Origin of the sequence: Streptomyces sp. CBMA123, from assembly GCF_014596465.1 — a bacterium.
GTDB lineage: Bacteria > Actinomycetota > Actinomycetes > Streptomycetales > Streptomycetaceae > Kitasatospora.
The window spans coordinates 47,112-72,435 of the sequence record NZ_MECK01000035.1; the positions used below are offsets into that span (position 1 = coordinate 47,112).

The following is a 25,324-nucleotide window of genomic DNA, read 5'->3' on the forward strand; positions in this document are numbered from 1 at the left end:
GCGGTGGGAGCCCGATCATGTCGCCTCCCGAGCAAGGAGACGGGGCATGCCCAGCACGAGCGGCCCCATGTTCACGCAGTCCCGGGAGAAGTGTGAGCAGTCCGTGCACGCTGGGCGGTCGGCGAACAGGGCCCGCGCGTCGGCCCCGACGATCGTGCGGTGCTCCTGGGGCGGTGTGGCGGCGATCCGCCGATCGGACGGGCAGTCCCACACCGAGCCGTCGGGCTGGACGAAGAAGAGCTGGGCTCCGCCGTAGCAGTCTTCGACCCGACCGCTGTCCTGGGTGGAGATCGAGGCAATGAACTGCCTCGTGTAGGCAGGGTCGGGGATGGTGAGCCCGCCGGGGTCCTGCTGGAGGCGGCGCAGTTCGTCCTCGACGGCGGGCACGTCGCCGGGGGTGTGGCAGCGCTCGGCGAAGAGCTTGTGATCGGGCGGGAGAGAGATGGGCTGCGGGACGTAGTAGTCGACGCCGATCTCCCGCGCGAGTCGGGCCACGTCAGTGATCTCCTGGGGCCGGTCCCGGATGACCACGGTGTAGATGCCGACCCGGGGGCCCGGCCCGGAGCCTCGCTCGCCCAGCAGGGTACGGATGCCGTCCAGGACTTCCCGGTGGCCGACCCGTCCGGACCGGGACGGCCGCAGCCGGTCGTTGGTGGCCGCGTCCGCGCTGTCGAGGGACACCGACACCCCGTCAACGCCGTGCTCCACGAGCCGCCGGGCGATGCCGGGCCGGGTGAGCGGCACGCCGTTGGTCGCGATGACGACCTCGCATCCGGCGTCCTTGATCGTCTTGATCAGGCTGAGGGTGGGTAGCCAATCCAGCGGCTCACCGCCGGCGAGGACGACCCGCTCAACCGGCGAGCCGGCCAGGGTCTGCGCGAACGCCTCCATGACGGTGCGGTCGAGGTCGCGGAGGGGGATGTGGGAGAGCAATCCCGGACCCTCCGGAGGCGCCTCCTTGTGCACCTCCAGCTCTCCGAAGTAGCAGTGCGGGCAAGCGAACGAGCAGGGTGAGCGCAGGGCCCACAAGAGGGTGACGTCACGAGGCACGGTCGACCTCCCGGTGCGCGACGATGACGCGGACGGCGTCTTCGACGGCCTTGCCGGTCTCCACCCGGCCGTAGCCGGTCACGTCGATCACGGTGAACCGGTCCGGCTCGGCAGCCGCCAGCTCCTGGTACAGCTGCTCGGTCTGCTCGATCACCTCCAGGGCGCTTGCCGGGAGTTCACGACCGATCCGCTCGGCGAACCGGGCCGTGCACACCTTGAGGTCGCCGGTCAGCAGGAGGGTGGCGTCCGGCATCGACCGCCACCGGCGGGTGGTGGCCAGGATCTGGTCAGCGACCGCCCGGGCCGGCGTCGCCCGGTGCTCTGCGTGCAGGATCGCTCCCTGACACACGGCCACGCTGTCCACGCCGCGGTCTTCGAGGATTACGTCGACACCGTCCAGCAGCGTGGGCGTAAGGCGTTCGACCTCGCGGAACTTGAGCGCCAGCAGCGCCAGCGTCTCCACCACCGGGTGCCCGGTCCGCAGGCAGACATCTCCTTCCGCGGAGAGCGCGGCGATCACCTGGCCGGGCAGGGTGTCGGCGGCCTGGTCGGTCAGCTCGTCCAGTCGCAGGCACCGCGAGCCGAGCGCGGCAGCCGCTGCACGAACCGCAGTGGTCTTCCCGACACCGTTGATGCCCTCCACGCTCACCCACAGCGGCCGGTCGAGTAACACGCCACCGCGGCGGGGCCGGGGAACCGGGATCACGGTCATGCCGGCCTCCGGCACACGAACAGCAGCTCGGTCGCCCGGTCCGGCACGGCGACGGACGACACGGTGTCCAGCAGCGCCTTCGGCACCCGGGCGGCCAGGTCGCGGTACCAGTCGACGGCGGCGGACCCGTACCGCACCGCCAACTCGGCGACCACATCGTCCGGTTCGGGCGGCAGCACCCCCATCACGTCGTCCACGACCAGGCCCGCGGCCTCGACGGCCTTGACGACCTCCTCGCGCGACCACTCGTACACGTGGACCCGGTACTGCAACGGGCGGGGCGGCGGTCCGAACGCCTGCGGCGTGGACAGGTAGAGCACTCCACCCGGGGCGAGCGCGTTCCCCGTTTCGAGCAGGCTCTTCACACCGAGTTCGTAGGGCAGGTGCTCCAGGGCCGAGGTGTACACCGCGACGTCGAACTTCGGAAGCTCGGGCCAGTGGGCGGAGACGTCGTGTTGGACGAACTCGACCGGGAAGAGGTTGCCGTACTCCCCCCGCAGCGCGGTCAACCGCGTGCGGGCCTCGGTGAGGTTGTCCGGGCTGATGTCGAGACCGACGTAGCGGGCGATCTTCGGCGCGTACCGGTGCAGCAGCGGCAGGGCCAGGCCACGGCCGCAGCACACGTCGAGCACGTTCGCGCCCTCCCCGCACCGTTCGGCGACCATGAGGTGCTGCATCAGGTTCATCAGGCCGGACGGCTTCGCCTCGCCGACCGCGAGGGCGGTATAGAAGTCGTCCATCTGGTTCGTGCTGTACGGGCCGATCATCGGCGTACCCGGCCGAGTGCGGTACTGCTCGTCCAGTTCAGCGCTCATGCTGTTGTCCCTCCCAGGGGAAGACGATCCAGGTGTGGTTCAGCGATGCGATGTAGTCGATGACGTTCTCGGGTTCCGCCTCGCGCGCCCAGTTGGCCCGGTTGACGGTGAGGACCGCGGTGCGCACCCGGGAGGCCCCGAGGTCGCGGAGCAGATCCACCGTGTGGGCGAGCGTCGCGCCGCTGCCGGCGATGTCGTCGACCAACAGCACGTCCAGGCCCGTCATGTCGCCGAGCGAACCGGGGTTGCGAGTGGTCGGCAGCGTGGTCTTGGCGGCGTTGATGCCGTCGCTGGTGGTGCGGGTGACCTCGATGCACCGCACGTCGCGGACCCCGAGCCGGTGGGCGAGCCACACCGTCGGGATCATGCCGCCCCGCACGATGCCCACCAGAACCTGCGGTACCTCCACGGCCTCCACCTGCTCAGCGAGGGTCCGGGTGGCGGTGTCGATGTCCTCCCAGGTCATGTACAGCGGCCCGGAGCCAGGAGCGTCCTGCGCCGACGGTGTCGATGACGTGGCCATGGGCTTCACCTCCTTCTCGGTCTACTTGCCGAACGGGGATCAGGCTGTGTGCTGCTGGACGGCGGCGAGGGTGAGGAACTGCTGGGTGAGCACCGGGTCGCTGGCGAACCGGCCACCGGTGTGGACCGTGGTGGTCCGGGCTTCCTCCATCCGCACGCCTCGCATGCTCATGCAGAGGTGCAACCCGCGCACGGCGACCGCGACGTCCTCACGTCCGATCAAGCCGGTGAGGTGCTCGGCGAACTGCTGCGTGAAGCGCTCCTGGACCTGGAGCCGGCCCGCGAAGTGCTGGGCGATCCGCCCGAACTTCGACAGACCCACCACCTCCCCGTCCGGCACATACCCGGCAGTGACTTGGAGGTTCATGGGCAGCATGTGGTGCTCGCACAGCGACCACACGCTCATGCCGCCGACGATGACCAGCTGACCGCTCAGCTGGGACTCGGGGAAACACGTGGCTACCGCGCTCTTGTCCGGCGACAGGAAGGCTTGCCACCAGGCGGCGACACGGTTCGGCGTGTCGGTCAGGCCGGCGCGGGTGGGGTCCTCGCCCAGCTCGATCAGGAGCTGGGTGACCAGGGCGGCGACCCGGCCGCTGTCGATGCTCTGCGTGGGTAACCCGGTGTTCAGCGCCTGCGCGGTGTCGGCGGTGGTGGTCGTCATGGGCCTCTCTCGTCTCAGGTCGGGTTGCGGGCGGTCATCGGCCACGGGTGTCCGCGAAGGCCAGCACGTGGAGCCGGGTGGTGAAGTACCAGTGGTGGGCCGCGACGGCGTCGGCGAGAACCCGGGTCTTCTCGGTGATCGCATCGGCGGTGGTGCCCTCCGGCATCACCCACACCGGCGCGAGCCGGTGGGTGTCGGCCAGCTCGGCGATCCGCTCCAGGTCAGGGACCGAGGACGCGACGAACTTGAACGCCGCGCGCTCAGACGCTACGAACGCCTCTAGGGCGGAGGGCACGATGCTCTTGGCCTCATCGACACCGAAGGAGGAGAGCTTGGGGGAAACGTTGAACCGGACTCCGTCGACCAGGAGTTCGGGGACCGGCGCGAGGGTGCCGTTCGTCTCGAACTCCACCCGCTTCCCGGCGGCCAGCAGCTCACGAACGAGAGGCACCAGGCGTTCCTGCTGGATCAGCGGCTCACCGCCGGTGATCACGACCAGCTCGACCGGCGAGGACGCGGCCCACGCCGCGAGGTCCGCCACCGTCTGTTTCCTCGACTCCTTGCGCGGGTCGAAGCGGGCCCAGTCCCAGGTGTACTTGGTGTCGCACAGCTTGCAGGTCAGGTTGCAGCGGGACAGGCGGATGAACAGCGCGGGGTGGCCGCAGCTCGGGCCCTCGCCCTGGAAGGTCGGCACCTCGACGCCGAAGCACTCAGCCACGATCAGACTGAACGCGACGAGGCTCGTAGCCGACCCATGGGCCATCGGCTGGGGTAAGGTCACTTCCCCTCCACCTCGAAGCGGGCCCAACTGCTGGGGGTCTCGCTGACGGCGACCGCGACCAGGCGGCCGGGGATCTTCGGCTGGAGGTTCTGCATGAACCAGCCGGCCAGGAACTGGGCCAGGCGCTCCGAGGTCGGCTCGAAGGGCAGGACCTCGTGCAGGTTGCGGTGGTCCAGTTCGGCATCGAGGAACGCCTTGAACGGGCCCAGCGCACCGAAGTCCGTGACGAAGCCGGGCTCCTCCAAGTCGGGGGCGGTGAGGACAACCTCGACCTCGTAGCTGTGGCCGTGCTGTCGGGAGCACTTGTGCTCGGGCGGGAGGCCGGGAAGCCGGTGCCCGGCTTCGAAGCGGAACCTCTTGCCGATGGTAAAGGTCCCGGTCGGCATCGCAACGGAGCTCAAGTCCATGTTGTTCCTCACTGGGTCAGGCCGAGGCGACCCCTCGGTCATCGGGTGACTTCTCTCCTCGGATGGCCCGGCGGGGCTCGCCATCTCGCGGGGCTCAGCATCAGGTCAGGCCGCAGTGGGAGCGTGAACCGCTCTCTAGCGCTGCCTAGTTCGAGCCGCTGCATCAGAAGGCGACATGCCCAGCGTGGGCGGTCCTCAATGCTGAGATCAGAGCCGCAGCTCCGAGCGGAATACGGCCGGCGCGTCCTCGGTCGACTCCAGCAGCGTCACGAGGGCCATCTGCGCAACCGCGACCAGCGATGCCTGGAACTCCCTGGTGGCGTGGCTCGTGCGCCCCACGCGCATCTTGCGGAGTTTCAGCATGTGGAGCGCCGCGTTGCCCATGTCCTCCTGGAGGTAGAGCAACAGGAGGTTGATGAAGTCCGGCGCGCCGTTCGAGTACGCCTTCAACTTCGCGTGTTCGTCGCGGATGTGGGACCAGAGCTGATCAACGGTCAACTCAACGTCTGTGCCGGGACAGACGGGTTCCTCGCCCCCCGCTTCGTGCAGAGTCTCTTCCTGTCCGGTGCTCATCGAACCCCCTCCATGATGCGCTGCTCGCCGGACGGCAGGATGGCCGGGCTGGCAGGGAGCCCCCAGCCGGGCTTCTCCACGTCGCGCATGATCTTTAAGGCGGCCATTCCCTGGGTGATGGGATGGCCATCGACGGTGATCTCCGCGCCGATCTGCTCGCCGAGACGGAGCATCAGGCGCTTGAGGTGCTGCGGGTCCATGAGGCCGAGCAGGCGTGTCGCCGTGTCCAACGCCTCCTCCGGCGAGGGCTTGACGTCGCCGATCGCGATCGAGACGCAGACCACCTTCCCGCCGGGGACGGGAGAGACCTCGAACGACTCGGACAGCTCCTTCGCAAGCCCGATTCCGCGGCCCCCCTCGTCCTCCGGGCCGGCCTCCCGGGGTTCAGGAAGCACGGTGCTCGTGTCCGCGACCTCGATGCGGAGCAGGCCCCACGCGGGCGTGAACAGGGTTACGCGTACGGGGCGCTTGGTGTGCTGGACGCCGTTGGTGACGAGTTCACTGACGACGAGTTCGGCGGCGTCTGTCTCCACCTCGAAGCACTGGTAGGCGGTCTTGACGAACTGGCGAGCCTCGCGGACGGACTGGTCTAACGCTGGGAACTGGCTAGTCGCGAACACGTGAGGGTGTTTGTCTTCCAAGGCCATCACGACTGCCTCCAACGCGAGGGGGTGCAGCTGTCGAGGGCACGACATGATCACCAACGGTGGGGCGATGACCGCGCTGCGTGGCGATACCGAGTGTGGACCCGGTCACATGGCGTGCGCAACCCCAATGGGCGACCCAATGGGTCTATCTTCGAATCTTGCAACGCGTCCGTCGGCGCAGGAGACTGACGGACAGCCAGGAAGGAGGAACCGTGCCACCACACTTCTCACCGATCGCCGCCGGGGCCCTGGGCGTTGAGCTGGGAGCCCTCCGCGGCAACCTCCTGCTGCGAGAGGTAGCCAAGGCGACCGGGATCGACGTCAGCGACCTCAGCAAGTACGAGAACGGCAGCAAGCTCATCCCAGAGCGATCCCTCGAACGCCTACTCGACTTCCATGATGTTCAGGGGACGCGCCGGCAGGCCCTGCTGAACCTCCGAGAGGACGCAACCAAGGTCCACTGGTGGGCGGCCTTCCGCGAGATCCTTGACCATCAGATGATCGGGGAGATTGAGGTCGAGGCCAAGGCGGCTCTCCTGGAAGAGATCGTCGATGACTGCTTCGGCTACCTCCTCCAGCATCCGACCGCTCGCGCGGAGAACGCCCAGTACTACTGGAAGCAGTCGAGTCCAGACGAGGCGGAGCTGTGGTTGGAGGTCCATCGCCGCAGGCAGCGGCGATTGTTCGACAGCCCGCCCCTGCACGTCCATACGCTCGTCCATGAGCTGGCGTTTGAACGCTCGACCGACCCGCACGTGATGATTCCTCAGCTGACGCTTCTCAGGGATCTGACAGCCCAAGGCCACGTTGTCCTGCACGTCATCCCCAAGACCGCGGGGGCGGCCGGCAGGGTATTCTTCCGAGTCAAGCGGTACAGCTACGACGAGGAAGATTCACCAACGTATGTGTTCTCCGAGGCACTTACCGCTGGGACCGTGCAAGAGTCGGAGCGCGAGGAGCTTCGCTTCAAGCGAGCTTGGGCCCGACTGTCCGCGCTCGCTCTCTCGCCCGAAGAGTCCACAGATCTCCTGCACCGACGTCTGAAAGACTGGCTGTGACGATGCCCCACGACCCCTACGCCCACGACGGAGCCGAGAGCATCACGGCCCGGGTGAAGTCGTTCGCCTCCAACGGAAACACCGGCTGCTTGACGATCAAGCGATTCGGTGACGGCTGTGTGGAACTTGGCGACGACAAGCCCGGACATGAGAACGACCAGATCCGCCTGAGCCCGGAGACATGGTCGGCTGTCCACCGCGCCTTCGAGACGAAGGAGCCGCCGTTCGCCGAGTTCTACGACGCCGGTACTACCGCGGGCGCCGCGCTCGGCCTGACGATCGAGCGGCTTCCGGACGGCGGAGTGGAACTCGGGGACAGCACTGAAGGGCACCCGGAAGACAAGATCGTCCTCAACCAGGAGGAGTGGTCTGCGGTGCACCGTGCCTGGGAGAACGGCCAGCCGGAGTTCGCCGAGTCCTACGACGCCGAGCACGTCGAAGGGGTGGCGGCTCTCTAAGCCCCTCGCGCTGTCATGGAACGCGGCGCCGCCCCGACACTTCGGTGTGGGGCGGCGTCATTTTGAGGGCGGCGAGACAGCACAGATCTGCTGCCGCGAGCTGTGCGGCCCTACAGCGGCAGTGCAGACGGAGATTCGGGTGAGGGGTCGACAGCTGCCCCGCCACCCGCGGAATACCGGGGCTTCGCCGTGTCCGTTGGCGGTGTATATGGTGCCGTATCTGGCCGCGGTCCGGGGGTTTGCTGCACTACAGCTTTCGTGAGCACCTGCTCGGCGCGGTCCAGGGGCAGCCGCATCACACCGAATCGCCCCACCGCGTATCCCGTCAGGTACCCGTGCAGGTGCAGCTGCTCGACTGCCTGAACTCCGGCGTCCACGTCCGGTGCATCTGTCGGAGGCACCAGGGCATGCAGCTCCTCCTGCCATTCCCAGCCGAGATCGCGGAGCACGGTGCGGGCTTCCTCCTGCTCCCAGCCGCTTCGCGCGAGCAGGCCATGCTCAGGATCGGTGTCGAAGACGATGTGAGGGTTCGAGATCATCGCGGGGAAGCTCCGGAGGTGTCATCGGGCCAGGCGGCGAGCTGGAATCGCGAGGGGCGGTCCTCGTGACGTCCAAGGCGGCACTCGTCGCCGGCCTTGCCGAGTACCTTGTTCATGCGGCTGACGAACCGGTCGTACTGCTCGTGCCAGACAACGGTTGAGCCCGCGTCGGCGTAGGCGTCGTCCCGGGCGAAGGCGATGGCGGCGATCTCGTACCCCAGGCCCTCGTGCTTCGTCCAGCAGGGCGGGATCACGTCCTGCGGCTGCCAGGCGTACGCCCCGTTCAGCCAGCGGCAGACCGCGTCCAGCCACTCGGGCATCGGCTCGACCAGCTCGGCCGACAGGGCGCCGAGGTCCCACGGCGGGGGGCCGTCGACCACGGACTCCTCCGCGCTCCGCTCTGCGATGTACTCCAGGATCAACGCGGGCGGCTCGGGGAAGGGCTTGAATTGCGCGAGCGGATTCGTCACGCGGCGGCTCCCTGCGCGGCCCAGGCGGCGGCGTGCGCCGCGGCCTGCTTCTTCTTCGCCGCGGACCGCCGGCGCCGCTCTGTCTCGTTCGCCGCACGCAGCTGGTGGACGTGAGCTTCGATCTCGGGCCAGGACTCCCAGGTCCACATGCCGTCGAGGCGGGTGATCACGGGGGGCAGGTTGTCGGCGAGCACGAGGGCGTTGCCCTCCGCCAGCGACCTGATCTCGTCGCCTCGCAGCACCGGCTCCAGCGCCATGTGCGTGGCGGTCGAGTGGCTTCCACGGTCACCCCCGCTGGAGGTCTTCGTGGTGCGCTCGCGTTCGACCTGACCGCACAGGTCCGACATGTCCTTGAGGAAGCTGGGGTCCTTCGCCCCGCCGAAGATGACGACGTGGTTGGTGAACGACGCCAGTTCGTTCGCGGTGTCCTCGCCGAACCGGGCACGGGCCGATGCCCAGCCCTGGAGGCCGTAGATCACGGTGATGCCCCGGCCGCGGCCGTCGGCGACGCGCTGCCGCAGGCTGGGGATGGGAGCGATGTTCGGCGCTTCGTCCAGCGCGGCAAGGAGTGGCGGGTCGAGTCGGCCAGCGGGGGAGGCGAGGGCGTGAGCCTCGGCGACGTCGAGCAAGTCCTCCGTGATCGCGGTAGTCAGCGGAGCAACGCTGTTCACCTCGGAGTCCTTGCCGAGCAGATAGATGGTGCCGCCCGCGTCGAGCAGCTCGGTGAAGTCCGTCGGGCCCTCGCCGTCCCCTTGCAGGGCTCGGACGACCGACTCGTGCATGAGGGGTTCGAGGGCCGCGTCCAGGGTGGAGGCGGTGTTGCCGACGGTCCGGCTGTCGCCAGTGGTGGCGGTTCGGAGCATCTCTGCCCAGCCGGGACCGGCGCCGGGGTGAGCGTTGAGGATGCCGATCGGCGCGGGGTCGGTCAGCTTGCGCGCCCACTTCAACACCCACTCCAGGCTCGCCCCGTCGAGCGCGGCGGCGTGGAGGTACGCCGCCAGGATCTTGGCGGCCTGGCCCTTGTAGAAGGCCGCGCCCTCGCTGGACTGTGCGGCGGACCCGGGGGTGCGCGAGCCGGCGACGAACGCCTTGGCCCTCATCATCGCGGTCTCCGTCTCGGAGGAGCCGGTGATCGGTGTCCACCGGAACTTAGGCAAGGAGGGTGCGATGTCCTGCGGGTCGAAGACCAGGGCCGGACGATCGCCGCCTCGCCGGGCGTCGAGGGTCAGTTCGACCAGGTCCGGCTTCGTGGAGGTGGCGAGGACCGGTCCGGGCCAGCGGCGGATGGTCGGGGCGAAGAACCGCAGGGTCTTCCCCGAACCCATGGGGCCGATGACCCGGCACGCCTTGTCGGCGCGGGACCACAGGTCCACGCCCTTCGGGCGCTGGGAAGTCCCCAGCGAGTAGCCGAAGTCGTTGGGGTTGAGCGGGTGTTGCATGACGTGCTCCGAAGCGAGGAAGGGGGGTGGGGTCAGCGGGTGACGGATCGTTTCTTCGCCAGATCCAGCACCGCCGTGCGGTGCGGGCGGTCGACACCGCGAGCGAGGGAGGGGCGGATCTCCGTGGCCTTGAGGACGGCTGCGGCCGACAACTGCCGCTTGAGCAGGGCCTTGGACGCGAATCCGGCGTTGCGGGCGGCCCGCTTCATCAGGAGCCAGACGGTGGCCATGGCCACCGCGCACACGGCGGCGATGGCATACAGGGCCACGGAGATCCCGTTGGGCAGGATGTCCACTACGCGGCCTTCTGTCCGGCCCGGGCCGCGAGGTAACGCATGCGCCGGCCGCAGAGCTGGGAGATCGCCGCATCGGGCCCGGCGCATCGTGGTGGTGCCCTGTGGAACGCCCCGTGCAGGTCTTCCGCCGCGCGCCAGAGGTGGGTGACGGCGGTACGGACACGACCACCGGCAGCGGAGTAGTCCCCGTGGTCGAGCGCGATGGCCAGCGCCTTCGTGCGCCTGGCGAGTTCGAGGGCATCAGCGTGCAGCTGGTCGATGTCTCCTCGCACCGCGTGCTGCTCGGCCGGGGCCGCGGCCCCGGTGGTGGTGACGGCCATGGAGAGAGTCCGATCCGAATCCGCCGGGACGGGGCCGGCGGCGAAGAGGTGCCGGGAGCCGTTCATGCGGCTTCCGGGTAGCTGGAGGAGACGTCGGTCATCGACCCGGAGGAGAAGCACAGGTGCTGCTCGGCTTCCACCAGGAGGTGCTGAACAGCCGGGTAGATCACCTCTCCGACCACCCACAGCGCGATCCCCCGGCGCAGGCGGGTGATGTGATCCGCCGTCCACGAGGGCAGCCCCAGTCTGGCGACGGTGGCTTCCGCTTCGGCCTTTTTCATCGAGTAAATGACCACGGTATCGGCCATTTTCAACGCCGCCTGAGTTTCCGGGGAGTCGTCGATATCCGACAGGTGGTGGACAATGAAGATGCACGACAAGCCCAGGCCGCGAGCGAACTTCAAGAACTTTTCGAGCAGGGCCGCCAATTGCGGAGTGCCGAGAATGTGCCACGCTTCTTCGGCGATGAGAATGCGCTTGCGCTGGCTGTAGCGGCGGCAGCCCGTCGCCGGGTTCGGACCCACCTCCCAGGCTCCGGAGTCCGCATCGACCACCACACGCTCGTGCTGGCTCGGTTCGGTCCCGCACTCGCACAGAGGCCGCAGCCACACCTCTTCGAGGAACACCGAGATCACGGCGACCAGGATCGTCATGGCGACACCGCCGGACGGGACCTTGGTGAGGTCGAAGACGACCATGTCGGTGTCGAGGCCCACGCCGAGGCTGGTCGGCCCGTCGAGCATGCCGACGAGGTCGCCCGTCGAGTCCTGCTCGCTGCCGCACAGCCGGTCGAGGACGTAGGACGCTTCCAGTCCGTCAGCGAGGAGTTCGTCCCGCGTCCGCTTCTTGGCGATGGCGTCGGACTCCTCTGGGGCCCGGAGCGATTCGGCGACGTCGGCCAGCACCGGCGTGCGGCCGAGGGCGTCCGCCCGGTGGTGGGCCCGGCGGATCGCGATCCGCAGGGCGGAGCCAGCGAACTCGTCCAGCGGCTTGCCCAGGCCGAGCTCAACGATCGTCCTGACCAGCTCGACCTGCCGCTTGCCCGCGATGGCGGGGTCCATGGGGTTGATGCAGGACGCCCCGGTCGCGCCGCCCGGGGCGAACTTCACGGGCGCCTTGCCGGTGAGCGAGCGGCCGAGCGCGGCCCATTCGCCCTCTTCCCTTTCCTTCTGTTCCTTCGTGTCAAGAACCACGACCTTCCTGCCAAGGCGAATTTGCCGGGCGGCGTAGGTTTTGGTGAGAGAACTCTTTCCGCGGCCGGTATCGCCCATGACGATCATATTTCCGCCGGGCAGCCCGTCGCCGAATGCACTGAAAGGGCAGTAAATGAATGCCTTTCCGGAATACAGTTCACGGCCGATGATCGCGCCCGCGCTGCCCAGGGTCGGCGGCGCCACAGGCAGGTACAGGGCCTGGCTGGTGGTTGTCTCCGTGTAGAGCGGACGGCGCACGGTCTGGTGAATCGGGGACAGCGGGGCGAGGGTGAGCAGCTCGGTCACTTGATGCCTCCGGCGAACGGCAGGGTGTTGGCGAAGGCGCGGCCGTGTTCGAGGTCGAGCCACTCGATCCGCAGGCCGCCCGCGTTGCGGGCACGGGAAGCCGTCGTCCGCTTGGTGCGCTCCAGCTCTTCGGCGCTGCGGGCGGAGATGGTGATGTAGCCGACGACCGCCGAGCCGGCCGCGCCGGACGCGGCGAGGGCCATGCCGCGCGAACCGGTGGCACTCGCGGCGATCTGGTCGCGGGGGTCGATGTTCTTGCCGCGCTGGCGGTTCCTGGCCATCTCGGCCTGGTTGTTCGTGTCCTCCGCCAGCATGCGTTCCACGGCCTTGTCGTTCGGCTCCAGTTGCTGCGTGACGGAGAAGGTGCGGATCACGTCCGGCATCCCGATCAGCAGGGGCGACAGGAACCCGGGGCCGACTGGCGTGGTAGGCCAGGCCGCCACGTAGGCCGTCGCGTGGTACCAGCTCTCGGTGCTCCCCGCCGCGCGGGTGGCCAGGTGCGTTCCGTGGCGGACATCGACGTTGCGGGGGAAGGCGTGGGCCCGCGGGAGGTCGGTGTCCCAGATGGCGTGGTCAGGGTCGTACGAGTTGCGGATGAGGGCCGTCAGCTTGCCCTCGTCCAGGGGCGCGACCACCGAGAGGTCGGCGTCCTCTGCACGGGACCACAGCTCGTCCAGGTACATCGCCATCGCGGCGGCGATCCCGTCGTCACCCGTTCCTCGTGCCGCACCCTCGGCTGCCAGGTCCCGGGTGAACTTCGCGTGGATGGTGATGTAGTAGCGGTGTTCCTCCGCCGAGGTAGACACCGCGCGGGCCAGGACGTCGTAGGAGTCCTTGAGCCACTGCGGGGCGTTGGCCGTGGCCGCCGACTCGTCGCGCTGCGAGACGAACCGCTGGTGGGCGTAGGGGTCGCTCTTCACCTGTCGGGCGAGGACCTGAATCCGCTTCACCGGGTGTTCCTCGACGTTGCCGAACGCATCGAGCAACTCGCCCCACCTTTCCAACGCGACGACCTGTTCCCCGGTGTCCTTGCCGCCCAGTCCGGGCGAGGTGACCTCCAGCGCGGCGGTGACGCAGCCGGCTTCCGGCTGGAGGACGACGACGGCCTGCTGCCCGCGGACCGTGACCGGCACCCACGTCATGCCGGCGATGCCCTCGGGCTCCGCCAGCGCGGCGTCCGGAGGCGTGCCATCCCGTCGAACGCCCGCCTCGACGGCGGGCGACACCCAGACGCCGCCGGTGCGGCGGAGCGCCTTGCGGTGGTAGCGGTTGATCCGCCACCAGCGGTAGAGGGAGCGCCGCTGTGACGTGCCCTTCGGCCGGTAGGGGGCGTAGACGATCGCCAGGGCGATCAGGATCGGTGCCACCAGGCCGGTCGCTGCGAGGGCCGTCACGCCGCTAAACGCGAAGCCGAGCAGGAGGCCGGTGACGGCGCCGCTGCCGAGAACGACCTGTTCGCCGAGGTCGCGGCGGCCCACCAGGCCCGTGGGGCGGTGTTTTCCGAACTGATACGTACGAGTCGACATGGTTCATCGGTCCTTGCTGGGGTCCGGTCGGCCGGGGGCCTGTCCGCCGGTCGGCCGCGACTGCGGCGTGGGCGAGACGGTGGGCCCGGAGCCCGGGTTGGTTCCTGGTGCGGGGGAGGGGGAGGAGTGCGCCGCTGGCGGGCGGGGCGTCGGTGCCGCCGAGGGCAGCGGTGCCGGGGCGGTTGCTGCCGGGGGCGGAGCCTGCGGCGGGAGCGGTCGTGCGGTGACCGGAGCAGACGGGGGGCCGGCGAACTCGTCCCAGTTCAGCGCCATCCGGGCCCGCGGTGCCGAGGGCTGGGCCGGAGCCTGGCCAACGACCGGGGCGGAACTCGTGCCCTGTGGGCGGGCGGTGGCCGGAGCGCCGGGGGCGGTGTTGCCGCCAGGTTGAGCCGGGGCGGGGCCGACGACCGGGCCGGAGGTTGCTTCCGCAGGACGGGCAGCGTCCGGAGTGCCGGAAGAGGCGTGACTGCTGGCGGCGGACCAGTCCGGCGTTGAGCCGACGACCGGGCCGGAGGAGGTACCTTCCGGGCTGGCGATGGCCGGAGCCTCGGAGGCGGCGTGCCCGTTGGCCGCGGACCAGTCCGGGGCCGAACCGACGACCGGGCCGGAGGAAGTGCCCTCCGGGTGGCCGGCCGGGACACCCGGTGCCCCGGTGTGGCCGTTGCTCTCGGGCTGCCCCTGGGGCTGCTCGGAGCCGAGGCCGCCGTTAGCGACGTCGGCACCCTGCGCGCCGGGTGAGCTGGCGGCCTTGTTCTTCGCCACGTCGAACCCGGCCTTGGCCACGGCCGCCGCAGCGGCAACGGGCCCACCTGCGGCGGCAGTTCCGCCGCCCATCTTGGCCCCGGCCCCGGCTGCCTTGGCGCCTGCGGACTTCCCGCCGCCGACCACGGCGTCCTGCACCCGGGAGTTGATCGCCCTGTTCGCGTGCTGGCCAGGACCGTCGATCGCAGCCGCCGGGCCGGAGGACTGGGCCGCCTTCCGGTCGTGGTGGAGCTGAGCCATCTGGTCACCGAAGGCCGGCACCCACTTGTAGAGCGTGGCGCTCGCGAAGACGGCGAGCAGGAGGATCAGCGCGCCGATCAGCGTCTTGGAGACCGCGTCGGACATGGACCCCGTGCTATCGCTGAGGACCGCGCCGCCCAAGCCCAGCAGGGCGAAGAGGACCGGCTTGCTGAGCCCGACGGCGAAGATGCCGCCGAACCACTTCTTGCTCTTGTTCCACAGGTCGCGGTCGACCAGACCGGCGTTCACGACGGGACCGAGCGCGACGGCCACGTAGATCGCGGCACCACGGATCAACAGCTCGATCCACATCAGCAGCGCACCGGCCATCATGATCAGGTTGACGACCAGCAACTGCCCCACGCCATCGGTCGGGTTGGCTGCCATGACCGTGAGGATGTTCTCCAGGAAGGGCTTGAAGTTGCTTGTCGCGTAGGGCTCGAAGACGGCTGTGACCTCGTCAATCGCCTTGAGCAGCAGCGCGATGGCCCCCGGCGTCAGCGCGTTGACGATGAACTGGAGGACCAAAAAGCCGATCGCCTCGCCCACGGCGGTGGTGATGCTGACCCCACGGACCGCCCGCTTGGCCACGGCGATCAGCCACAGGGCCACGGTGAGCAGGCTGGAGGCAGCGAAGATGATCGCGTACTGCTTCAGGAAGCCGGGCGACGTGAGGTCAACCTTCGTCGTGTTCTGGATCAGCTCCAGCATCTTGCGGAGGAACCAGATGTTGGCCTCCGTCAGCTTCTGCAGCAGGAAGCCGAGCGGGTCTTTGACGAAGTCGATCGCGGCCTTCGCCTCGCACACCATCGGGATGTAGCAGAAGATGGAGTCCGCCCTGGCGGCCGGGATGAAGAAGAACCCGATGACCACGTTGACCATGGCGATGGTCCGGAGCCTCCGCTGCCAGCGGCCCGGTGCGCTCTGCTCGACCCGCAGCAGGCCGGGAGCGTCGTCACGCAGTCGCAGGCGCATTGTCGACACCCCCCACCGTGGCGAAGCTGTCGGCCGAGTCCGCCTGCTGCATCGCGGGCGGCGACGGAACGAGCGGTGCGGACGGCGTGACGGCGGTGGTCTTCCACGTGCCGTCGATCCAGACGAGGTCCACGGTCATCCGCAGGAAGGCGACCTGCGGACGGCGGGTCTCGTCCTTGCCCGCGACCCCGCCGGCCGACGCGGTCCACAGCTCGATGCTCGCGGCCTGGTCGGTGCAGGAGATGGTGCGGGTCGCCAGGACGGCCGTCCGCGTGATCAGCTCGCTGCCGTCCGCCGACTTGCCGTCCGTCCCGACCCCACGGTTCTCCGTGACCAGGCGGGCCGTGGCATCCGAGTCCGAGGTGACCGACCCCAGCACGCTCGGTGCTGCGGTGGCCGCCAGCATCTGGCGCCGCCAGTCGCTGTCGGTGAAGAACCGCGCGTCGCCGTACAGCATGACGGCACTGACCGCAGCAGCCCGGGCCCCGCTCTCGTTCTGCTCGTAGGGTGCGGGGAAGCCGTCCGGCCGCATCGCGCCGGTCACGACCGGATCGTCCGCAGCGGCCGGCGCGTAGCCGGAGAAGTCTCCGGCTACGTTGGACGCCTGCCGCGCGTCGATCGGCGCGACCAGCCCCGCCGAGCTCGAACTGTCCTTGAGCTTCCAGTCGTTGGACTCCCAGACCAGGGTGACCGTCACCGACTGGTACCCCGCTACCGGGGTCGCGTGCCCGGCCGCGCTGCCGCGGACCGTCGTGGTCCACAGCCGGACCATGGCCCCCTGGTCGTCGTAGCCCAGGACACGGGCGGAGAGGACGCCGGTACGGGCGATGGTCTGATCGGCGGAGACCTCCGGGGTGTCACCCCGGAGGGAGGCGACCGCCTGAGTGGCGGCCAGATCTGCCTTCTTGCTGGCCGAGTCGGCGGCGTCCCGGGCGGCCATGGCCGCCACGGCGTTGTGCCGCCGCTCGCTGTTCGTCAGGAAGGCGGTGCTGCCGCTGACGACGGTGTAGTTGGCCGCCGCTGCCTTCGCGCCGGTCTGCGTGTGCGGGTAGCCCACGGGGACACCGTCGACCTCCCGGGCCCGTTCCGCGTTCACCCGGGGGGCCGGGTGGGCGGGTGAAGACGCCAAGGGAGCGGATGCGGACGGGGTGCCGGTGGTGAGGCTGACGATCACCCCGGCCACGGTGACGACCGCGACCCCGCCGACAGCAAGGCCCAAGAGCTTCGCGGCGGACCGAGGCGGACCGGCCGCTCGTGAAGAATCGTTTCTCCTACGGGATCGGGAGGCCATAGGTCACACGCCCATGCCGTAGGTGATGCCGAAGATCGTGCCGAAGGACGCCACCAGGAAGACGACGGTCAGGCCGCCGACCATCATGCCCTTGCCGCGCGAACTCTCCATCGTGGAGTGGCCCTCGCCGAACCACCCCTTGGACTTCGCGACGCCCGCGAGGAACGCGCCGGCTCCGATGACGAGGGTGACGGCGGCGATGACCCCGAGGATCACCTTCGCCGTGGTGCCCAGCTTCCCGAAGGGGCCCCAGTCCGGGGTGACGCCCGAGACGACGTCGGCACCCGCGGCGAGGGTGGTGTGCAGGGACGGATCGGCAGCGGCAGACAGGAGGTTGTACATTTTCAGACCCTTTGGTGCTTGAGGGGTGGATTAGGGAATTTGCGATGATCAGCCGATATGCCGCATCGCGGTGATGGTGTTGGCTGGCCCCGCCGAGCCGGTCCACTGGGCGAGCGGAGTGAGCCGTACGACTGCTCCTGTGTGCGGCGCCTCGATGACCTGGCCGTCGCCGGCGTACATCCCGACGTGTCCAGGAGACGCCGCACTTCCGTCCGAGCCAGGAGTGAACAGCAGGTCCCCCGGGGCGAGTTGGGACACGCTCGCCACGGCTGTGCCGGAATTGACCTGGTCGTAGGTCGTCCGCGGAAGATTCACGCCGACCGAGCCCCAGGCCATCTTGGTGAGCGAGGAGCAGTCGCAGCCGTCCGAACCCGCATACGGTGAGACGCAGTTGCCGCCCCACTGGTACCAAGTCCCCAAGGCCGTCTTCGCGGCGGCCACCGCCCGAGCGGCGCCACCACTGCCCGGGGCGTTCGGCGAGACACCGTCCGCCCACTTCGCCGCCAGGTCGCGGATGTTGCGGACGTAGTCGCGGGTCTCCTGATACGGAGGGATGCCGCCGTACTTGATCACGGCCCCGCTGCCCGCGTTGTACGCGGCGAGCATGTTCTCCGTGGAGTCCCCCGCTACGCCCTTGACCTCGTCGGCCAAGACGCAGTCGTAGCGGGCCTGCGCGGCGACGGCGTCGCCCGGGTTGAAGACGTCACCGCCCTGGCCGTACTGGGCCCAGGTCGCGGGCATGAACTGCGCGATCCCTTGGGCGCCAGCCGGAGACACGGCCTTGGCGTCGAAGTTGGACTCGGTGTAGAGCTGTGCCGCCAGGAGCGAGGCCGTCACCTGCGGGCACTGGCCCGCGTTCTTGTTGACGAGGTCGCGGACCCAGCCGGGAACGGGTGCGTCCGTTGCGATTCCGCCGCCCGGGCCGGTCTCCTTGGCGGAAGCGCTGTCGGCGCCGCCGAAGGTGGTCAGCAGGGCGACGCCCGCGACGAACATGGCTGAGACGAGGCCCAGGCCGAACTGAGTGCCCTTGTTCATCGCGGCCCCGTCACGCCCAGGGCAGGGCGGTGACCCGCCAGCCCTGGGAGGTGTGTTCGAGCCGCAGGGCGAGCTGTTCGCCGCTCCGCTGCTCGGGTCCGGAGGCCGGGGCCGTGGTGAGGGTGTAGCCCACCCGGACCAGGGCGACGGACTGAGTAGGTGCCGGGGCGCCGTCGGGAACCGCGCTGGAGGTGATCTCGACCGTCTGCCGGGCCTTCTCGGCGCGGAGCGTGGCCCACGCCGCGTCCTGGCCGGGTCGCTTCTGGCTGAGGATGGCCACCAGGTCGCCCGATGCGAGCTGGGAGGCGCGGGCCCCGGCATCGGCGAACGAGCTGTCCTTGCCGTCGCGGGCGTCGTGCTCGGCGTAGGCCGTGGTGAACGCCCGCGCGGCCTGCTCGACATTTGCCGGCAGGGAGGTGCTCGGCGGTGTGGCCGAACTCTGTGCGGCCGGGACCGTGGTCACCTCCGTGCTGCTCGCCGAGACGGTGTTCGGCTGCGCGGTGGAGGGGCGGGAAGCGCCCGGTCCGCTGGAGCAGCCGGCGGAGAGCGCGGCCAGGGTGCCGACGACGCCCACGGCTGCGGATATGCGTATGAAGCGGCTGGATCGGGGCATGCGGAATCCACAATCTTGGTGCGAGGGATTTTGAGAGATCGGGTGTTGCGGCCCCAGGGGGGTGGGGGCCGCAACACCCCTTCGCAGAGGAGGGGGATTGCCTCTGCGGGCTTTATCGGCGGTTCGACGCCGTAGAATTCGCGGACAGGGCGGCTACATGCCGTGCCGTTCCGTTCCGTAGGCTGTTCACGGGAGCTGTCGGAAGACCTTCGTCCAGGTCAGATGCCGATTCCAGCGCCTGCCGACCTGTGACATAGGTCGGGGGCGCTGCGCGCAAATCGGTAACTCATATCAAGGCCATCAGCCCCTCTCGGGAAAATGGAAGCCCGGCAAGCAGGCTCCGGCGGGCCGAAAATCGCCTTGTGGCGTTGGCCGTGCCTAAATCCTCACAGAGGTCTGCGGACAACTCGAATCAGCAAAAAAGCCGGAACCTAATTCCAGGAATTAGGTTCCGGCTTCTTGGCCGCGAGGGTGTTTCAGCCAGCCTGGCGAAGGTGCTCGACCGCCACCCCGAGCCAGGGGGCGACGGGTCCGGCGACCAGCAGCGGGGCACACACGCTGTACGAGAGCACGAGCTGGTCCGGTCCTGCCGTGAGCTCGGTGAGGAGGCAGTGGTCGAACGGCATCCAGGTCGGCGAGCCGGTCGGCCTGAGGCGCACCCCCGTGGAGGTCAGGACGAGGCGAGCCGGGGTGTGGTCGCGCCACTGTGGTTCGGCGGCGGCCTCGGCCTCCCGCTGGCGCCGGGCGTCGAGCGGGTTGGGCACCCACTGCTGGCCGAACGTCGGGTGGTTCTCCCAGTACCCTGCCGTCGACCGCGGGTACATGATGTCGGTCCCGTAGAACCGGGCAGCCGAACACCACACGTCGGCGAAGACCGTCTCGCCTTCGGTGAGCGGGACGTCCACTGTCTCGACCGGCACCAGCCGGCCGCCGTTCTGGAGATGAACCGCAAGCGCGGACGCTGCCTGCACTCCTTCGGCGCGGGCGGTCTCCTCGGCGCGGTTCTGCCGACGTCGCCACATGGCCTTTCCTTCCTGGTCAAGGGGCCGGTCGTGGTCGCTGCGGTGGGGGACCGCAGCGACCACGCGACACCAATGCGATGAGATCACCAAAGGGCGCCGGAGGCACCGGCGGGGGCAGCGGCGCGCTGGTCCACCTCGTCCTTCAACCTGGCCAGGAGGAGCCCCATGCGGTCGTTGCTGATCGGCTGGTGTGCGCGGACGGCCTCCTTGATCGCGTCACGGCTGATCCGTCCGCTCTCCCGGTAGGCGGTCCACGCGACCGGCAGCAGCTCCTCAAGCCACTCGTCGTCGGCGGCGTCCCGGTCCTGCGGGAGTTCGGCGTCGTCCGGGACGGGCGGCTCGCCGCCGTCCGCGTGCTCGCGGCCCGGCTCCGGAACCGGCGTCTCGGCCGCTGCCGGGGACGGTAGCGACTCCCCGTTCTGCGGAAGCTCGGCATCGTCCGGGACGGACGGCTCGCTGCCGTCCGCGCGGTCGCGGACCGGCTCCGCAGCCGGGGCCTCGTCAGCCGCCGGGGATGGAGTCAGCATCTCCCCTTCCGCGACACCGGCGGGCCGCCCGTTCGCCAGGACCTGACCTTCGTCCGCCGGGGCCGCCGCTGCGGACGGGGGCACAGCCGGACTCCCCGGGCCAGGAGCTCCGACATGACGGGTTCCGGACTTTCGCAGGTCAACGACGGCAGGGACAGCAACGGACGGCGTGGACGGGACGGCCAGCGCTTCGGTCACCGGGCCGGATTCCGCAGAGTGGCGCTCCGGCGTCTCCTCGCCCGCCGCAGGCGACCGGACGGCTTCGCGGACCGGTCCGGGACCGCCGTCCGCGTCGTCCCGGACGGACAGCTCGGCGGTCCGCGCCATCAGGATGTAGAGGTGCACGGAGCCCGCCAGTGCCAGTGGCGCGAGCGTGGACAGCACTCCGACGACGCCGTCTGCGAGATGCAGTGTGGACCGTCCGGACTCCGGACCACGGTTCATCGTGACGGCGTGCAAGGCGTTCACCCCGAGGCTCGCTCCGGTGGCCGTCAGGAAGAGGAACCAGACGTACGCTCGCGCGCTGAACGACTGGTGGCGAAGCAGCAGGATCGCCCGCACGCTGTACCCGATGAAGCCGTCGATGAAGATCGGGAACAGGTAGCTCATGGTCTCGCTCGCGTGGATCGCGATGGCGACTTGCCGCAGCGCGTCGAAGGAGAACGCGAAGCCGGCCGCACCGAGCATGATGATCGCGGTACGGTCCCAGGCCGTCATCCCCTGCTGGGTGCGCGTGACCTGCTGACCTTCGGCCGTCGGTTCTATGTGCGTGCGGGCCATCAGAGGTTGCCCCCGTCCTGCGGAGCGATGAACTGCCAGGCCGGAGTCTGCGACAGCAGTTGGCCGAGCTGCTCCAGGGAGGTCACCTCGCGCACGTGCTGGCTGGGGCAGCTCATGCACGACACCCGCAGCGTGATGGACTCCGTGCCGCCTTGGTCGGAGTAGTACAACTCCAGGTGCTGACCAGCGACGGTGTCGAGCGAGGCGAACGCCTGGTGGTGCTCCTCGAAGCTCAGCAGGCCCAACGTCTCCCACTCCAGCGTGACCGCTTCATCGCCGAGGAGCTGGAGGGCGTACCGCGCCGCCGCCTCGACGGACCGCGGACCCCAGGTTCGGAAGGCGTCTTCCCGTGCGGCGGTCCGCCGCTTCTCGCCGGCCGTGAGGTGTTCGGCCGCAGAGACCATGATCGGGTGGGGCATCGGAGGGCCTTCCAAGGAGTAGCTGGTGGAGATCGTGTTGCTGTTGGCGAGACGGAGGAGAACGTCCGCGTGGCACGGCACGTCGAGGGGGCAGGTGCACATGAGGTCGAGGCCGCGGAGCGCCTGGGCGAACTCGTCGGCGTAGAAGCGGCCGACCGGGCCCCGGAGTGTGGTGGCGAACAGGTCCACCGCCTCCTCCGCGTCCATCGCCGCCCCGGTTGGTGAAGGGCTTCGGTCCCCGGCGGTGAACGGGTTCGCGTACGGGCTGAGAGGCCCCACGTATGCACAGGCTGTGGACAGGGCGGCGGCGTCCGGCGCCGCTCCGCGCAGGCGAACGGGCATCAGGCTGCCCTCCCGCCGCGTCGACGGTCCGTGCCGATCATCGGGACGAGGCTGGTCACCATCTCGGCCAGGCGGCTCGCCACCCTCGCCCCGACGAAGTCGGTCAAGTCCGGCCCGTGCTCGTCCCGGGCGGGTAGGTTCGATGTGATGATCGTCGGGAGGCAGAAGTTGTACCGGTAGTTGAAGAGCCGGTACGTCACCTCCTCGGTCCACTCCGACACCTTCGCCGTGCCGAGGTCGTCCAGCAGGAGGAACTGCACTTCGCTGAGCCTGCGCAGCTCACGCTCGGCAGCGCCCATGACCTGGGAGGGCCGGAGCCTGCCGTACATGTCGGCGGAGTTCATGGCGATCACCTCGAACCGGTCCGGGCCGCCGGCCGCGATTCTCCGCAGCGCCCCGTACGCTTCGTGCGTCTTGCCCGTGCCGGTCTGGCCGGTCAGGAGCAGGGCACCGGCGGCGGCGTTGTCGGCCAGAGCACGATCGGCCCAGGCCGCTACCTCCGGGAGGGTCGCTTCGGCGTCGCGGTACCGGGGCGGCGTCGCGGCATCCCAGCGGTTCAGCGCGTACTCCGCGCGGGCCCGGTGGTGCCACTGCCGATCACCCGGGTTCGCCTCGCGCGAGTCGTCGTCCCTCGCTTCCGGCACGGCCTGTAGCCCTCTCGCTGCGAGTATTCGTTCCATGGCCCGCAGGGATGCGGCGCTGGCCACGCGCTCTGGGTGGGCCATGATCAAAATCCGTTCTGGTAAGCGCTGGGCTGGGCGGTGTTCTGAAACGGAACCCAGGTTCCGGACCGCCGCAGCGGGACGACGTTGGTCTGTGCCGCCGGTTCCGGGACCTGGTCCGGAAGGTCCGCCCAGATGCGGAGCAGGTAGCGGGCGGACAGCGGAGGGCGGTCGGCATTCCAGCGCCGGGCGACCATCTCGACCAGCCGTTCGTGCCCCCAACGGGCCGAGAGAGCTGTTACCAGGCCCCACTCCGCTTCGGTCAGCCGCCAGCCGACGACCATCCCCGCCCCGGTCATCGCCGCTACCAGCTCCTTGGAGCCCTCCGGGACCTCGACCGAATCCTGACCGGCTGGAACTTCACGGAGGTTTGAACCAGGAAAGCTAGCTTGCTTTTGGGTGGTAATACTCCCGTAGGGAGTATTACCACCACGCGCACGCGAGGAAGAAACTTCCGGTTCGCCACGAAGATACTTCCGCTTGGAGGGGGCTGCCGGGGATTTCCTGGAAGCTCCTTCCTGGAAGCTCTTTCCGACTTGCGGTACACCGGAGTCGGAAGTGGGAAGATCCATCCCCGTGATCCCCGCACTGCCGCCGGCCTGGCCGACGAGGAGGATCGAGTAGCTGCTGGACTTGGAGCGCCCGCCACCGCTTTCGCGGCTGATTTCTCCGAGCGATATCAGGTCACCGAGGCAGGTCGTGATCGAGCGGACCGTTAGACCGGTCAGCCGCGATATCTCCTCCAGGGTCAGGTTCGCTCGGCCCCCATCGTCCGCCTCCCGGGCGAGAGCGAGCAGGACGAGCCGCGAACCTCGGCATGCCTTGGATTCTGACCAGACCAGGTCAGTTGCTATATCGCTCATGCGCCGGTTCCGTCCAATATCGCTACGAGCCGCGCCGGGGCGAGGCCGAAGGACAGGTCGTCTTCCGGGATGTACCCGGTCTGGCGCGGGTCCGGGGTGATATAAAGCTCCCCGGTCGGAAGGTAGAGGTCGTGGGCGAGCCGCCAGTCTGCTCCGTCGAAAGTCCGGCGGATCAACCGCGCCACGCCTTCTTCGACCTTCCGGTCGAGGGACCTGCGGTAGAAATCCGGATCGAACAGGTAGGTGGCGGCCCGTGGCTCCGGAAACAGCCGGACGAGAACGGCAGTGGGCGCGATTTCCCTGATTGCACCTCCGAGGCATTCCCGCGTCGAGGAGGTGAGATTGTTCTGAGACATGGAGAAGCTCCTGGGCCGCAAAGGATTCCTTGCGGGAAGAATCGTTTCCTCGCCGCCGTCAGGCAGCATCAGTGCTTCGAGCCGGCGTCGGGGCCGGTTCGGTCCGGCGCTTCTGCCGGTAGGTCCGGGCGAGCCTGAGCAGGTTCTCGTGTGTGATCCCCAGCCCCCTCGCCACGGCAGCGGCGTCCATCGTCGTAGGGGCTTCCGCGAACCGGGCGACCACTGCCCTGCGCTCGGCCTTGCTCAGCGCCGCTGTAGAGCCCCGGAGGGCCCGTCCTACTGCGCCCTCGTCCACCCGCTGCTTCCAGCTGGCGCGCAGAGCGGAACGCTCCGAGGCGATCAGGCCGCCGCGGATGCCGAACCACTCGTCGTCCCGCAAGGACTCGATCAAGCAACGAGCGGCTGTCGCCAGAGGACAGGCCGCGCACAGATTCAGTGGTCTGAACAGGGAAAGGCCCAGCCGTTCCACGGTCTCCACGGGTTCCGAGTGCGGGCCGTCCCCGCAGGGGAAGAACAGGTTGGTATCCCGCCCGGCGCACCGGGCATTCTCGGCCCAGTGCTTTCCGCGAGCCTTCTCGGATTCCCTGAGAAGGGGGCCCCAGTTGCCCCGCAAAGCCGCCTCGGAGAGGTCGGATATTGTGGTTCTCATTTCGCCTCATGGTGCTTGCGGCACGCAGTACCGGATTCGGCCTGGTGCATGAAAGGGAATTGAGAGCTATTGGAGCCCTCGATTGCGGGGAGGCGTTAACTACGCGGCTTCGCTGTCGACCGAGCCGTCGGTAACAGGCTTCGGGAAGGTGTAGACACGCGAAACACCCGGGACCGAGAACTCCACACCGAGGATCTTCCCCAACGTCTCCCAGCGCTCGTGGCCCCAGTCCGGCGAGGCGGCGAGCTGCTCGCTCACCCAGGCGTCAATGGAGGCGTCGAGGTCGTCAGCGTTGGCCACGGCCGCCCTCACGCTTCCAGCCGGATAGACATAGCCAGGTTCGAGGGCCCCAAGAGAGCCGGGGGCATGCACGCGCAGCGCGCTGCTGGCCGGCCTGCGGCCTGTCCACCGCCCGGAACAGAGAGAGAGCGGACGTCGCTGACGTCATGGGCGAGCCGCAGCTGACTGGGGTCAGCTGCTGGGGAAGGGGTTCCCTTCGGCATGGCACGCATGCGATACTCCATGGTTGCTAGGAACGCGCGCAGCGGCCTCTCGCCAAAGAAGTTCCGTTGCCCGCGTAGTAGTGAATTGGCACCCCTCGGGTGCCAGC

At 69.1% G+C, this 25,324-nt stretch carries 31 protein-coding genes; 2 read left to right on the plus strand and 29 right to left on the minus strand.

The window, feature by feature from the left end; all coding sequences use genetic code 11:
* Window positions 1–15 precede the first annotated feature (15 nt).
* The 9 genes from BG452_RS06400 to BG452_RS06440 all read right to left on the minus strand — a co-directional run bounded on the left by BG452_RS06400 (window position 16) and on the right by BG452_RS06440 (window position 6,171).
* Window positions 16–1,050 carry a radical SAM protein gene (locus tag BG452_RS06400; RefSeq protein ID WP_188303182.1) on the minus strand — a complete coding sequence of 345 codons (1,035 nt, stop codon included), beginning with the start codon at window positions 1,048–1,050 and terminating at the stop codon, window positions 16–18.
* Window positions 1,040–1,762 carry a thymidylate kinase gene (locus BG452_RS06405; RefSeq protein ID WP_188303183.1) on the minus strand — a complete coding sequence of 241 codons (723 nt, stop codon included), beginning with the start codon at window positions 1,760–1,762 and terminating at the stop codon, window positions 1,040–1,042. The genes BG452_RS06400 and BG452_RS06405 overlap by 11 nt, the downstream gene beginning before the upstream one ends.
* A complete protein-coding gene (locus BG452_RS06410) occupies window positions 1,759–2,577 on the minus strand; it encodes a class I SAM-dependent methyltransferase (protein WP_188303184.1) in 819 nt (272 codons plus the stop codon). Before BG452_RS06410 ends, BG452_RS06405 begins: the two co-directional genes overlap by 4 nt.
* Window positions 2,567–3,100 carry a phosphoribosyltransferase gene (locus BG452_RS06415; RefSeq protein WP_188303185.1) on the minus strand — a complete coding sequence of 178 codons (534 nt, stop codon included), beginning with the start codon at window positions 3,098–3,100 and terminating at the stop codon, window positions 2,567–2,569. The genes BG452_RS06410 and BG452_RS06415 overlap by 11 nt, the downstream gene beginning before the upstream one ends.
* 39 nt (window positions 3,101–3,139) lie before the next feature.
* The gene (gene folE, locus BG452_RS06420) at window positions 3,140–3,763 is read right to left on the minus strand and encodes a GTP cyclohydrolase I (protein WP_188303186.1); all 624 of its coding nucleotides are present in this window, start codon (window positions 3,761–3,763) and stop codon (window positions 3,140–3,142) included.
* Window positions 3,764–3,797: 34 nt separating this feature from the next.
* The gene (locus BG452_RS06425; RefSeq protein ID WP_188303217.1) at window positions 3,798–4,526 is read right to left on the minus strand and encodes a 7-carboxy-7-deazaguanine synthase QueE; all 729 of its coding nucleotides are present in this window, start codon (window positions 4,524–4,526) and stop codon (window positions 3,798–3,800) included.
* A gap of 14 nt (window positions 4,527–4,540) precedes the next feature.
* Window positions 4,541–4,951 carry a 6-pyruvoyl trahydropterin synthase family protein gene (locus BG452_RS06430; RefSeq protein WP_188303187.1) on the minus strand — a complete coding sequence of 137 codons (411 nt, stop codon included), beginning with the start codon at window positions 4,949–4,951 and terminating at the stop codon, window positions 4,541–4,543.
* Window positions 4,952–5,158: 207 nt separating this feature from the next.
* Complete coding sequence (locus BG452_RS06435; protein ID WP_188303188.1) at window positions 5,159–5,524, minus strand: hypothetical protein; 366 nt, start codon at window positions 5,522–5,524, stop codon at window positions 5,159–5,161.
* Window positions 5,521–6,171 (minus strand): ATP-binding protein, encoded by a 651-nt coding sequence (locus BG452_RS06440; protein ID WP_188303189.1) that lies wholly within the window; start codon window positions 6,169–6,171, stop codon window positions 5,521–5,523. Before BG452_RS06440 ends, BG452_RS06435 begins: the two co-directional genes overlap by 4 nt.
* Before the next feature lie 212 nt (window positions 6,172–6,383).
* Between BG452_RS06440 and BG452_RS06445 the strand changes: the two genes are divergently transcribed.
* Together BG452_RS06445 and BG452_RS06450 are read left to right on the plus strand one after the other, a co-directional pair.
* Window positions 6,384–7,229, plus strand: a complete 846-nt coding sequence (locus BG452_RS06445) for a Scr1 family TA system antitoxin-like transcriptional regulator (RefSeq protein ID WP_188303190.1) — start codon at window positions 6,384–6,386, stop codon at window positions 7,227–7,229.
* 53 nt (window positions 7,230–7,282) lie between these two features.
* Window positions 7,283–7,687: a hypothetical protein gene (locus BG452_RS06450; protein WP_188303191.1), complete on the plus strand. Its 405-nt coding sequence runs from the start codon at window positions 7,283–7,285 to the stop codon at window positions 7,685–7,687.
* 110 nt (window positions 7,688–7,797) lie between these two features.
* Here BG452_RS06450 and BG452_RS06455 read toward each other — a convergent pair whose 3' ends face one another.
* From BG452_RS06455 to BG452_RS06555, 20 genes are all read right to left on the minus strand, one after another.
* Window positions 7,798–8,226 carry a hypothetical protein gene (locus BG452_RS06455; protein ID WP_188303192.1) on the minus strand — a complete coding sequence of 143 codons (429 nt, stop codon included), beginning with the start codon at window positions 8,224–8,226 and terminating at the stop codon, window positions 7,798–7,800.
* The gene (locus BG452_RS06460) at window positions 8,223–8,696 is read right to left on the minus strand and encodes a hypothetical protein (protein WP_188303193.1); all 474 of its coding nucleotides are present in this window, start codon (window positions 8,694–8,696) and stop codon (window positions 8,223–8,225) included. The genes BG452_RS06455 and BG452_RS06460 overlap by 4 nt, the downstream gene beginning before the upstream one ends.
* Window positions 8,693–10,135, minus strand: a complete 1,443-nt coding sequence (locus BG452_RS06465) for a type IV secretory system conjugative DNA transfer family protein (protein ID WP_188303194.1) — start codon at window positions 10,133–10,135, stop codon at window positions 8,693–8,695. Before BG452_RS06465 ends, BG452_RS06460 begins: the two co-directional genes overlap by 4 nt.
* Window positions 10,136–10,167: 32 nt before the next feature.
* Complete coding sequence (locus tag BG452_RS06470) at window positions 10,168–10,431, minus strand: hypothetical protein (RefSeq protein ID WP_188303195.1); 264 nt, start codon at window positions 10,429–10,431, stop codon at window positions 10,168–10,170.
* Window positions 10,431–10,751 (minus strand): DUF6238 family protein, encoded by a 321-nt coding sequence (locus BG452_RS06475; protein ID WP_223241833.1) that lies wholly within the window; start codon window positions 10,749–10,751, stop codon window positions 10,431–10,433. The genes BG452_RS06470 and BG452_RS06475 overlap by 1 nt, the downstream gene beginning before the upstream one ends.
* 62 nt (window positions 10,752–10,813) lie before the next feature.
* The gene (locus BG452_RS06480; protein WP_188303197.1) at window positions 10,814–12,250 is read right to left on the minus strand and encodes an ATP/GTP-binding protein; all 1,437 of its coding nucleotides are present in this window, start codon (window positions 12,248–12,250) and stop codon (window positions 10,814–10,816) included.
* The gene (locus tag BG452_RS06485) at window positions 12,247–13,776 is read right to left on the minus strand and encodes an SCO6880 family protein (protein WP_223241834.1); all 1,530 of its coding nucleotides are present in this window, start codon (window positions 13,774–13,776) and stop codon (window positions 12,247–12,249) included. Before BG452_RS06485 ends, BG452_RS06480 begins: the two co-directional genes overlap by 4 nt.
* Window positions 13,777–13,779: 3 nt before the next feature.
* Window positions 13,780–15,753 (minus strand): hypothetical protein, encoded by a 1,974-nt coding sequence (locus BG452_RS06490; RefSeq protein ID WP_223241835.1) that lies wholly within the window; start codon window positions 15,751–15,753, stop codon window positions 13,780–13,782.
* Window positions 15,734–16,810, minus strand: a complete 1,077-nt coding sequence (locus tag BG452_RS06495) for a hypothetical protein (RefSeq protein WP_317620927.1) — start codon at window positions 16,808–16,810, stop codon at window positions 15,734–15,736. Before BG452_RS06495 ends, BG452_RS06490 begins: the two co-directional genes overlap by 20 nt.
* A 237-nt stretch (window positions 16,811–17,047) precedes the next feature.
* The gene (locus BG452_RS06500; protein ID WP_188303198.1) at window positions 17,048–17,386 is read right to left on the minus strand and encodes a hypothetical protein; all 339 of its coding nucleotides are present in this window, start codon (window positions 17,384–17,386) and stop codon (window positions 17,048–17,050) included.
* 48 nt (window positions 17,387–17,434) lie between these two features.
* Entirely contained in the window at window positions 17,435–18,421 is a 987-nt protein-coding gene (locus tag BG452_RS06505; protein WP_188303199.1) for an NlpC/P60 family protein, read from the minus strand.
* Between the two features lie 10 nt (window positions 18,422–18,431).
* Window positions 18,432–19,034 carry a hypothetical protein gene (locus BG452_RS06510; RefSeq protein ID WP_188303200.1) on the minus strand — a complete coding sequence of 201 codons (603 nt, stop codon included), beginning with the start codon at window positions 19,032–19,034 and terminating at the stop codon, window positions 18,432–18,434.
* 476 nt (window positions 19,035–19,510) lie between these two features.
* Complete coding sequence (locus tag BG452_RS06515; protein WP_188303201.1) at window positions 19,511–20,056, minus strand: hypothetical protein; 546 nt, start codon at window positions 20,054–20,056, stop codon at window positions 19,511–19,513.
* An 83-nt stretch (window positions 20,057–20,139) separates the two neighbouring features.
* Entirely contained in the window at window positions 20,140–21,363 is a 1,224-nt protein-coding gene (locus BG452_RS06520; protein WP_223241836.1) for a DUF2637 domain-containing protein, read from the minus strand.
* Window positions 21,363–22,124 carry a DUF6195 family protein gene (locus BG452_RS45350; RefSeq protein ID WP_223241837.1) on the minus strand — a complete coding sequence of 254 codons (762 nt, stop codon included), beginning with the start codon at window positions 22,122–22,124 and terminating at the stop codon, window positions 21,363–21,365. The genes BG452_RS06520 and BG452_RS45350 overlap by 1 nt, the downstream gene beginning before the upstream one ends.
* Window positions 22,124–22,849, minus strand: a complete 726-nt coding sequence (locus tag BG452_RS06535) for an ATP-binding protein (protein WP_223241847.1) — start codon at window positions 22,847–22,849, stop codon at window positions 22,124–22,126. The genes BG452_RS45350 and BG452_RS06535 overlap by 1 nt, the downstream gene beginning before the upstream one ends.
* 2 nt (window positions 22,850–22,851) lie before the next feature.
* Window positions 22,852–23,709: a hypothetical protein gene (locus BG452_RS06540; RefSeq protein WP_188303202.1), complete on the minus strand. Its 858-nt coding sequence runs from the start codon at window positions 23,707–23,709 to the stop codon at window positions 22,852–22,854.
* Entirely contained in the window at window positions 23,706–24,065 is a 360-nt protein-coding gene (locus BG452_RS06545; protein ID WP_188303203.1) for a hypothetical protein, read from the minus strand. Before BG452_RS06545 ends, BG452_RS06540 begins: the two co-directional genes overlap by 4 nt.
* 58 nt (window positions 24,066–24,123) lie before the next feature.
* Entirely contained in the window at window positions 24,124–24,714 is a 591-nt protein-coding gene (locus BG452_RS06550; protein WP_188303204.1) for a WhiB family transcriptional regulator, read from the minus strand.
* 99 nt (window positions 24,715–24,813) lie between these two features.
* The gene (locus BG452_RS06555; RefSeq protein ID WP_188303205.1) at window positions 24,814–25,014 is read right to left on the minus strand and encodes a hypothetical protein; all 201 of its coding nucleotides are present in this window, start codon (window positions 25,012–25,014) and stop codon (window positions 24,814–24,816) included.
* Window positions 25,015–25,324: the final 310 nt, after the last annotated feature.